This window comes from Rubritalea spongiae (genome assembly GCF_042652385.1).
Taxonomy (GTDB): Bacteria; Verrucomicrobiota; Verrucomicrobiia; order Verrucomicrobiales; family Akkermansiaceae; genus Rubritalea; species Rubritalea spongiae.
Map to the genome: position 1 here is coordinate 3,603,778 of NZ_JBHSJM010000001.1, position 10,212 is coordinate 3,613,989.

The following is a 10,212-nucleotide window of genomic DNA, read 5'->3' on the forward strand; positions in this document are numbered from 1 at the left end:
GTTGATGTTCGAATGTTGAATATAGCTCGCTACTCGACGGTGAGGGGATTGGGTGCAGCGTCTTGTTCTACAGAATCGATTTTGTATTTGAACCATACGGATTGATGTCTTGTGGTTCCTGAGGAATCTTTAAATAACTGTAAGCTGACGAGCTCAAATCCATCACGGATATATTTAATGCCGAGACTTTTGAAGTCGTCAGCGTTGCGTCCACTACGAACCCAATATCTAGCAACATCATCTGGCTTTTTTCGTATAGCGTACCTGTACTGGGATAAACCTTTGAAATCGCGACCTTCTGATCGGTAAATCCAGTTTTTTGAGTGATCGAAATCGTCCATGAACTTCTGTATTTCAGGGAAATTCATCCATTCGGTGTATTCACTATCAGAAAAATCACCATATTTGCTCTCAGAGTAATATTGATCGTTAGCATCAACCTTGCAGCAAGATTGGGCTTCGTCTGTTGAACAGCAGTTATGTGCTGTAGTAGGGGATTCAGGCTTCTCGCAAGATGTGATTACGGCTGTTAGTCCCGAGGCTATAAGAAGGTTTTGTAGTAGTTTCATTTAGTAGAACGTAAAGCACACCAGCCACGAACTCTACGTGGAAACTGTGCTGTGGGTTTAAAGTGAGAATTACCAGAAAGGGGAGCGAAACTCAACCGCGGTGAGTGGTTGGGTGCAGCGTCTTGTTCGGCAAGGTCAATGCTGAGTTCGTGGTTTGGTGTTGCGACTTGAGTTTCATCATCTGGAGACGAACTATGTGAAGCATCGTAATCTTATAACGCTGATCTGCGAAGCACTGAGACGAACTATGAGAAAGCGTGTAATTTAGAAAACGGAAATCTGCGAAGGATGGAGACGAACTATCTGAAAGCGCCGAATCCAGAACCGCGATTCGCGAATGTACTAGAATGATCTGAGTAGTTTGAAGCTCGAAGCTGATGTATGATCGACGCCGAAATTAACGACTGTTGATTTTCTGAAGCTTAGTGGCTTAGAAGGCAAATGGCTAATTTAGCCGAACGTAAAGCACACCAACCACGAACTTTGCCGTGAAACTGTGCTGTGGGTTTAAAGTGAGAATTACCAGAAAGGGGAGCGGACTCAACCGCGGTGAGTGGTTGGGTGCAGCGTCTTGTTCTGCAAGTCGATCCCTGCGGATATGATAGAGTGACCAGTGAAGAATGAAAGCCGTGATGTTTCGTGTAACTTGCTGGAGGAGTAACCGAGAATGTTCGAACTCAGAAAGCAACATGCTGAGCCTGATTCTGAAAAACCATCGCTCATTTAGCAAGCGAGGTGTTGAGACGAACTAAGGGAAAGCTGAGCATTTAGAAAACGTGAGTCTGCGATTCGCGAATGTAGAGAAAATGTCTTCGAGAAATGAATGGTTGGAGAAAGGAAAAGTAGCTGACCGAAGTGTAGTGAATTATCTGGATGTACTGAAAATGAGCGATTTATCATAAACTTCTCAAATTTAGCCGAACGTAAAGCACACCAACCACGAACTTTGCCGTGAAACTGTGCTGTGGGTTTAAAGTGAGAATTACCAGAAAGGGGAGCGGAACTCAACCGCGGTGAGTGGTTGAGTGCAGCGTCTTGTTCTGCAAGTCGATCCCTGCGGATATGATAGAGTGACCAGTGAAGAATGAAAGCCGTGATGTTTCGTGTAACTTGCTGGAGGAGTAACCGAGAATGTTCGAACTCAGAAAGCAACATGCTGAGCCTGATTCTGAAAAACCATCGCTCATTTAGCAAGCGAGGTGTTGAGACGAACTAAGGGAAAGCTGAGCATTTAGAAAACGTGAGTCTGCGATTCGCGAATGTAGAGAAAATGTCTTCGAGAAATGAATGGTTGGAGAAGGAAAAGTAGCTGACCGAAGTGTAGTGAATTATCTGGATGTACTGAAATGAGCGATTTATCATAAACTTCTCAAATTTAGCCGAACGTAAAGCCACACCAACCACGAACTTTGCCGTGAAACTGTGCTGTGGGTTTAAAGTGAGAATTACCAGAAAGGGGAGCGGAACTCAACCGCGGTGAGTGGTTGGGTGCAGCGTCTTGTTCTGCAAGTCGATCCCTGCGGATATGATAGAGTGACCAGTGAAGAATGAAAGCCGTGATGTTTCGTGTAACTTGCTGGAGGAGTAACCGAGAATGTTCGAACTCAGAAAGCAACATGCTGAGCCTGATTCTGAAAAACCATCGCTCATTTAGCAAGCGAGGTGTTGAGACGAACTAAGGGAAAGCTGAGCATTTAGAAAACGTGAGTCTGCGATTCGCGAATGTAGAGAAATGTCTTCGAGAAATGAATGGTTGGAGAAAGGAAAAGTAGCTGACCGAAGTGTAGTGAATTATCTGGATGTACTGAAAATGAGCGATTTATCATAAACTTCTCAAATTTAGCAGAACGTAAAGCACACCAACCACGAACTTTACGTGGAACTGCGCTGTGGGTTTAATGTGAGAATTATCAGAGAGAGAGAGCGGAACTCAACCACGGTGAGTGGTTGGGTGCAGCGTCTTGTTCTCCAGAGCCAATTTAGACGAATACCATTAATGGTAGTATCTGAATAGCAGGCCCTTGAACTTCGACATCACCAAACTGCATATTCATGTTATTGGATGTTCTATGTCACGAAAATATCTCTGAAAGGTTAGAGGGCTCCATCATAGAGAGACCGTAATTCTCAAAAGGGCTCATCGTTTGTTCAGCATCTATAGATCTAGTGATCTTCCCAATAACTCTGACTGTATTATTGTGAAGCTCACTTAGTGTAAGATCTCGGAGATTCTCACTCCTTAGGGTGACTACAGCCGTCAAGTCTTCAGGTGTGCTGCAGTTGCAGAATCACGTTGATAATGGGTTCTACTACGGTCATCAAGTAAAGCTTTACGTATATCACCAACATCCTTCTTGGTCTGATTGAGACTGAGTCTTAACAGCCATCGAGCTCATGTTTATAATTGCGTCAATCGCATCAATCATAGCATCAATGGCGTTTTACTTAGCTGTCCTGAAAGCTCAACTAGAGAACCATGTTCAATGTCCTTTAAATCAGATGTTGATGTTGGCTTAACAAGTGAGCCTCGTTTCTGGTCAACGCGTCATAGAGCAGAATTGCTATTGATGATTCGGTGTGGGCTCTTTGTTCTCTACGTGTTTCGTTCAATGCGGATTCTTTATTTGAATCAGCTTGGGCTTCGATACTGGCATCAAATAGTGACTCGAATAATGAGCTGAGTCCAAACGTCCCTTTGATGGTAGACTTTGAGGATTTCTTAGCATCTTCTGTCTTGGTGACTTCTGTATCGAATGCAATACCACCTTCAATAGCAGCTGCGAAAGACACCTCATCGGAAACGTCTAGGTAAATAGGGTGGATGAGTTTCATTTTTAGGAGAACGTAAAGCACACCAACCACGAACTTTATGTGGAACTGCGCTGTGGGTTTAAAGTGAGAATTATCAGAGAGGAGAGCGGAAACTCAACACGGTGAGTGTTGGGTGCAGCGTCTTGTTCTACAGAGTCAATTTAGAGTGAGTGGAGAGGTGCTGCGAGTTACGGAAAGCTGTTTCATCGTGCTGGAGGATTCATCTGAAACGATCGACCTCAGAAAGCAACAAGCTGAGCCTGATTCTGAAAAAATTATCGCTCATTTAGTTAGCAATGTGTTGAGACGAACTTAGGAAAAGCTGAGCATTTAGAAACCGCTTATCTGCAATTCGCGACTGTAGAGAAATGTCTTAGGAAAAGAGAATGAGTGAAATCCAAAGGACACGCGCAACAATCAGAAATAAAAGAGCTGAATATACTGAACGTGTGTGATTTAGCAAAAACAGCTCAAATTTAGTAGAACGTAAAGCACACCAACCGCGACTATTGTGGGCCAGTGTGAGATTTTGGTGTGAAAGATGGAATTATCAGAAATGGAGCGGAACTCAACGCGGGTGAGCGGTTGGGTGCAGCGTCTTGTTCTACAAAGGCGATTTTAAGGTGAGTGGTGAGGTGCTGCGAGTTACGGAAAGCTGTTTCATCGTGCTGGAGGATTCATCTGAAACGATCGACCTCAGAAAGCAACATGTTAAGCCTGATTCTGAAAAATCATCGTTCATTTAGTTAGCAATGTGTTGAGACGAACTTAGGAAAAGCTGAGCATTCAGAAATCGCTTATCTGCAATTCGCGAATGTAGAGAAAATGTCTTAGGACAAGAGAATGAGTGAAATCTAAAGGACCGCGCAACAATTCAGAAATAAAAGCGCTGAAATGTACTAAACGTGTGTGATTTAGCAAAACAGCTCAAATTAGTAGAACGTAAAGCACACCAACCACGAACTTTGCCGAGGAACTACGCTATGTGTTTAAAGTGAGAATTATCGGAGAGGAGAGCGGAACTCAACGCGGTGAGTGGTTGGGTGCAGCGTCTTGTTATACAAAGGCAGTTTATGGAGTGTGATCAAGCGTGTTGATGAACTGTTGAAGAACCTCATAGGGATACTAACAACAAAATAGTGTACCCAGTGTAACAACCACAGAATTAACAAGGAATACGATCTTTTGACGTAATGAATACTTGGATCCAGAGAGAAATACACTGATAGCTAAACCAACAATAATTAGTAGTGAAGTAGTAGAAAGGTATACACCAACAGAAGGAATCCAGGGGGACATACTCCAATCAAATATTCTTTCACCACCATTCCAATACGAGACGGCAAAAATGCATTCCAAAGAATCTGTGAAACACCGCTGAGATAACCACCATCATAAGCCCCACGTTTTCAGTAATAGGCTCAATTCTGGAGTAGCTGGCGAAGAAAAGTATCTGAACGTCGTAATCCACAAAGTAAGTGAACTAGTGAATCTACGAAGTCGCTCATATTTAGTATTAACGTAAAGCACACCAGCCGCGAACTCGACCAGAAAGCTTTTGTGTGGGTTTAAAGTTTGAATTATCAGAGAGGAAAGCGGAACTCAACGCGGTGAGCGGTTGGGTGCAGCGTCTTGTTAGGCAAGTCGATCTCTTAATCTGTTTGGTCATAAACCGTTGTTGTTATCGATACCAGACGACTGTAATACCATGGATGCTTGAGTGGAATGTTTGAATCTGAACTATTTCAATCTGAGAATTTTGATTAATCCAAGCTTCAGTTTGCATGTGACTTTTCGATCAAACCATAATCGAAGTTGACGTTGCCTAATCTTATTTTCATAGCCTCCTTGAAAACCGCACGCTGTATAGGTTTGCAGGGTTGAGTTATGTTCTGAGGTAGAGGTGGCGGAGTCTTCATGAAGTAAGAATGATCGCCCAAAGATAAAACTTACATTACAAAATTTGAGCTGTTTTATTTAGCCTAACGTAAAGCACACCAACCACGAACTTTACGTGATTAATGTGCTGTGAGTTTAAAGTGAGAATTATCAGAGAGAGACGCGGAACTCAACCGCGGTGAGCGGTTTGGGTGCAGCGTCTTGTTCTGTAAGGCAATTTAGGGAAGTTGCCAGCTATGAATGTTGTGATGATGCTGTGAAATCAAATTCGAGAAATGATCGAGAAATCTGTAAATTTCGAAGGCCAAATGGCAGAAATGTTCGAAACTGAAATTGGTAACTTCAATCAACCGGAACAATCAAAGAAGTGCTTTAAAATCTAAAACTTTGGGAATGAGACACTGTGTTTTCACAGCCGACCAAAGAGATCTTCACGAGTGATTACGCGTCAACGGAGAATTGAGATGAGCGACGAGTGGTGTTTCCTATGCTGCGATCAGAATTGCTTTACGAATGGAGATCGAATCTGAAAGAAGCGTACAATTTAACAGAACGTAAAGCACACCAACCGCGAACTGAACGAGGTTTGTGCGCTATGGGTTAAAGTTGGAATTACCAGAGAAGACGCGGAACTCAACCGCGGTGAGCGGTTGGGTGCAGCGTCTTGTTCGGCAAAGGCAATTTATGAGATTAACCGGTCGTAATCTGCATGACTGCCAATCCAGAACCAAGTCATGGAACCATCAACTCTGACACCTAGTGCTCGATACTTAATACCTGCACGGACAGACCAAAGCGACCGACTTTCTTAAAATGCAATGAAGGGTGGAACGGATCTTTCTTCAATAACTCGAAGTTTTCATCGGCTACACTTTGAACTTAGCTGGAAGCTTTTCGTATGCATTCCAGAACTTACTAGTAGCGTAATGATCCACTAGACTATAGCTGGCGTGTTTTTCCTGAACGGAATTCTGCAATAGCTCATCGGCTAAACTATCTAATTTTCCACTACTAAGATCACGTTCAATTTGAGCGTCCCATTCAGCGGCTTCAAAGGTATGAAACCACTCACGGAATGCTGCCAAATCGTGTTTTCCAAGCTGTTCTACAGCCTCTTCAATAGCTTCAACTGTGTCATACCAGAAAGCTACAATATTTACCTAGAACGTCAATATTTAGCCGAACGTAAAGCACACAACCGCGACCGTTGGAGGCCAGTGTGAGATTTTGGGTGAAAGATGAAATTACCAGAAATGAAGCGGAACTCAACTGCGGTAAGCGGTTGGGTGCAGCGTCTTGTTCTCCAGAGACAATTTATGAGTTCGTTCTTTGGGAGTTTTTCCGCTGCTTATTGAAAGAAGCTTGTCTTTTTCTGAATCTCTTTAAAGCTAGTTTTTCATCGGCTTTGGCATAACCGAGAGCCTCAGATTCGAGTCTCTTATATATGAGGTAAATTTATGATCGACTGTATATGTTCCATAGGAGGTAGTTCAGAAAGCTTCTCATCATAAACGCTTTCGATTCAGCATCTCCGTATATCCAGAGGCATATAGGGAATTCAGCTGAGTATTCAGCATCGCAATAAGTTCTTCGATAGTAGTCGTAAGCTCTACTTGAGCTTCTGGTTCTTCTTCAGAAAGGGTGTTAAAGTGCCGGTAGAGCATCGATGCTAAATTATAGATATGAGATCTCAGTGTAGCAGAGTTCTCAGTGCATACTGCATCACGGCAATTGAAGAACCTGTAATGGAGCCAGACCACGAATCCTCGAATACAAATCTTATGTCATCATTCTCGATCGCTTGGTCTAGGTGCATTGAGATGCCCTTAAACTCTCTGTACATGAAATGGAGTTTCGTCATTTTGAGAGAACGTAAAGCACACCAACCACGAACTTTGCCGTGAAACTGTGCTATGAGTTTAAAGTGAGAATTATCAGAAAGGAGGCGGAATCAACCACGGTGAGTGGTTGGGTGCAGCGTCTTGTTCTGCAAGGCGATCCCTGCGGAAATGATAGAGTGACAGTGAAGAATGAAAGCCGTGATGTTTCGTGCAACTTGCTGGAGGAGTAACCGAGAATGTTCGCACTCAGAAAGCAACAGGCTGAGCTGATTCTGGGAAACCAGCGCTCATTTAGCAAGCGACAGTGCTGAGACGAAATGAGTGAGTGAATCTGAGAATTCAGAAACCGCTCATCTGCGATTCGCGAATGTAGAGAAGATGTCCTCGATAATGAACGATTGAAGAAAGGGAAGGCATCTAACCGAGAGTAATAAGGCATCGGATGTACTGAAAATGAGCGATTTATCATAAACTGCGCAATTTTAGCAGAACGTTAAAGCACACCAACCGCGAACTTAGCCGAGGAACTGCGCTATGGGTTTAATGTTTGAATTACAGAGAAAGACGCGGAACTCAACCGCGGTGAGCGTTGGGTGCAGCGTCTTGTTCTGTAGGCAATTTAGGGAAGTTGCAGTTTTGAATATTGTGATGATACCGTGAAAGCAAAATTCGAGAAATGATCGAGAAACTGTAATCTTTGAAGGCCAAATGGCAGAAATGTTCGAAACTGAAATCGGTAACTTCAACCAATTGGAGCAATCAAAAAGTGCTTTAAAATCTGAAACGTGGGAATGAGAAACCGTGTTTAGCAGCCGACCAAAGAGATCTTCACGAGTGATTACGCTTCAACGGAGAATTGAGATGAGCGACGAGCGGTGTTTCCTATGCTGCGATCAGAATAGCTATACGAATGGAGATCGAATCTGAAAGAAGCGCACAATTTAACAGAACGTAAAGCACACAACCGCGAACTAATCGAGGAAACTGTGCTGTGGGTTTTAAGTAGGAATTATCAGAATGTTAGCGGAACTCAACCGCGCGTGAGCGGTTGGGTTGCAGCGTCTTGTTCTGTAAGGCAATTTAGGGAAGTTGCAGCTTTGAATATTGTGATGATGCCGTGAAAGCAAATTCGAGAAATGATCGAGAACTCTGTAAATTTCGAGGCCAAATGACAGAAATGTTCGAAACTGAAATCGGCAAATTAAACCAACAGGAACAATCAAAGAAGTGCTTTGAATCTAAATCTGTGGGAATTTGAGACTGTGTTTTTACAGCAACCAAAAGAGATCTTCACGAGTGATTACGCTTCAACGGAGAATAGAGATGAGCGACGAGCGGTGTTCCTATGCTGCGATCAGAATAGCTTTACGAATGAGATCGAATCTGCAAAAGCGCACAATTTAACAGAACGTAAAGCACACCAACACGAACGTTACGTGAATACTGTGCTATGAGTTTGAAGTGAGAATTACCAGAGAGGAGAGGCGGAACTCAACCACGGTGAGTGGTTGGGTGCAGCCGTCTTGTTAGCAAGTCAGTTTTGAGAGCTGTCGGATTGTTCATTGAGCTTAAGTTCGATGGTTTGACCTCCTGGTGTTCTCATCTCGATCGTATCACCTAAAGGCTCGGATGTTAGTTCATCGTAAGCAAACGGAATCACCACAACGAGAAGAAGATAGATACCAACAACTTTGAGGGCTGCTTTAAGAGAGAATCTGCAATACTTGATCAGACAAAGAATAATGATCGGTATGTCTATATGAGCAGCCAATCACCAATCAGAAAGTGTGCGACCAGAGATAGAATCGTAGCTCCCAAGCAAATGAAGAGGATCTTGTAGATGTCATCATCACCTTCGTGTTTAAAAAATATGCGGATAATTGCCATAGAATGAGACCGCTTATTGCTGCTCCTATAATGTGTGATATGTGGTTTTATTTAGGCTAACGTAAAGCACACCAACCGCGAACTTTACGTGGAAACTGTGCTGTGGGTTTAAAGTAGGAATTATCAGAAATGTAAGCGGAACTCAACCGCGGTGAGCGGTTGGGTGCAGCGTCTTGTTAGACAAGGCCAATAAGTAATATCTGAGTGATGGGGAATGAATGAAAAGCTGCGAAATTAGTGTCTGTGAATCTATGTCAAGTTACTGCATGAGAGCTAATTAAAGTGTGAGACTCAACAGTCGAAGCCTGAAAATCTGTGAAGTAGAGAAATCTCTGTAACCTTTGTGCGCTCTGCATTAAAATGACGCGAACGACTTCGACATCTAAATAAATCATCTCGAATTTTATGAGAGCGAAGTTCTTGAGGCAACGAGCATCATCGAAAACAAAAGCGTGGAAGTCGAGAAAGCCAAACGATCGTAAAAAAGAAAGAGTAAGTAGAAATTTAGAATTCAGAAAGGGCGTCGCAATTTAGTCTAACGTAAAGCCACACCAACACGAACTCTGCCGTGAAACTGCGCTATGGATTTAAAGCGAGAATTACCAGAGAGGAGAGTCGCACGCAATCACGGTGAGTGGTTGGGTGCAGCGTCTTGTTCTGCAGAGGCAATTTCTGGGTGGAGAAGCTGTCTAACTTGCAATCATGTTCTGAACCTAAATCACACATCTCACTTACCCACGAACTAAGGTTAGGGCCTGATAATTCTATTGGAGTACTCTTGCCTTTAACTAAAAAGAGGTCAGATCCTTCTAGTATGCCAAACTCACTGTCATAGTCTAATGCTATCAAAGATTCAGATAATTCATGGGCTTGTAAATCTGTGTTAGTTAGAAAAAAGTATTCTAGTTCAACAGATTCCCCTATGTGATAACCGTGACTTTTTAGGGTTGGTATTGAGTTTGCCGCCGTAGCTGTGATTGTGGCTTTATGGCTCAAATGTTCCTCTTGGGTAAGAAATATAGTTGGAGGGACAGTCTTATGCTCGGTCTCTCTATTTGGAGGTACTTCATTGAGCTTTTTTCCAAAAATGGATGCAAAGAAATTCATTAGGATCGTGTTAATTTAGCAGAACGTAAAGCACACCAACGCGAACTAAACGGGAAACTGCGCTATGGGTTTAAAGTGAGAATTACCAGAGAGAGACG

The 10,212-nt window shown here is 43.1% G+C and carries 8 protein-coding genes and 1 pseudogene; all 9 read right to left on the minus strand.

Going from position 1 to position 10,212, the window contains the following annotated elements:
• Nucleotides 1–29: 29 nt before the first annotated feature.
• On the minus strand, nt 30–569 hold the full coding sequence (locus ACFPK9_RS16085; protein ID WP_377092553.1) for a hypothetical protein: 540 nt from the start codon (nt 567–569) through the stop codon (nt 30–32).
• 540 nt (nt 570–1,109) lie between these two features.
• Nucleotides 1,110–1,292: a hypothetical protein gene (locus ACFPK9_RS16090; RefSeq protein WP_377092554.1), complete on the minus strand. Its 183-nt coding sequence runs from the start codon at nt 1,290–1,292 to the stop codon at nt 1,110–1,112.
• 281 nt (nt 1,293–1,573) lie between these two features.
• Nucleotides 1,574–1,756: a hypothetical protein gene (locus ACFPK9_RS16095; RefSeq protein WP_377096506.1), complete on the minus strand. Its 183-nt coding sequence runs from the start codon at nt 1,754–1,756 to the stop codon at nt 1,574–1,576.
• A gap of 280 nt (nt 1,757–2,036) precedes the next feature.
• Nucleotides 2,037–2,219 carry a hypothetical protein gene (locus ACFPK9_RS16100; RefSeq protein ID WP_377092554.1) on the minus strand — a complete coding sequence of 61 codons (183 nt, stop codon included), beginning with the start codon at nt 2,217–2,219 and terminating at the stop codon, nt 2,037–2,039.
• 840 nt (nt 2,220–3,059) lie between these two features.
• Nucleotides 3,060–3,401, minus strand: coding sequence for a DUF6414 family protein (locus tag ACFPK9_RS16105; protein WP_377096509.1), 342 nt, complete (start codon nt 3,399–3,401; stop codon nt 3,060–3,062).
• Nucleotides 3,402–5,961: 2,560 nt separating this feature from the next.
• A pseudogene (locus tag ACFPK9_RS16110) lies at nt 5,962–6,214 on the minus strand (type II toxin-antitoxin system RelE family toxin).
• Between the two features lie 570 nt (nt 6,215–6,784).
• Nucleotides 6,785–6,943, minus strand: a complete 159-nt coding sequence (locus ACFPK9_RS16115; protein ID WP_377096512.1) for a hypothetical protein — start codon at nt 6,941–6,943, stop codon at nt 6,785–6,787.
• Between the two features lie 1,711 nt (nt 6,944–8,654).
• A complete protein-coding gene (locus ACFPK9_RS16120; protein ID WP_377096514.1) occupies nt 8,655–8,891 on the minus strand; it encodes a hypothetical protein in 237 nt (78 codons plus the stop codon).
• A 695-nt stretch (nt 8,892–9,586) separates the two neighbouring features.
• Complete coding sequence (locus ACFPK9_RS16125; RefSeq protein WP_377096517.1) at nt 9,587–10,114, minus strand: hypothetical protein; 528 nt, start codon at nt 10,112–10,114, stop codon at nt 9,587–9,589.
• Nucleotides 10,115–10,212: the final 98 nt, after the last annotated feature.

Coding starts and splice junctions, on each gene's coding strand:
- ACFPK9_RS16085 (WP_377092553.1), bottom strand. CDS start 569: ATGAAACTACTACAAAACCTTCTTATAGCCTCGGGACTAACAGCCGTA.
- ACFPK9_RS16090 (WP_377092554.1), bottom strand. CDS start 1,292: ATGAGCGATGGTTTTTCAGAATCAGGCTCAGCATGTTGCTTTCTGAGT.
- ACFPK9_RS16095 (WP_377096506.1), bottom strand. CDS start 1,756: ATGAGCGATGGTTTTTCAGAATCAGGCTCAGCATGTTGCTTTCTGAGT.
- ACFPK9_RS16100 (WP_377092554.1), bottom strand. CDS start 2,219: ATGAGCGATGGTTTTTCAGAATCAGGCTCAGCATGTTGCTTTCTGAGT.
- ACFPK9_RS16105 (WP_377096509.1), bottom strand. CDS start 3,401: ATGAAACTCATCCACCCTATTTACCTAGACGTTTCCGATGAGGTGTCT.
- ACFPK9_RS16115 (WP_377096512.1), bottom strand. CDS start 6,943: ATGCTCTACCGGCACTTTAACACCCTTTCTGAAGAAGAACCAGAAGCT.
- ACFPK9_RS16125 (WP_377096517.1), bottom strand. CDS start 10,114: ATGAATTTCTTTGCATCCATTTTTGGAAAAAAGCTCAATGAAGTACCT.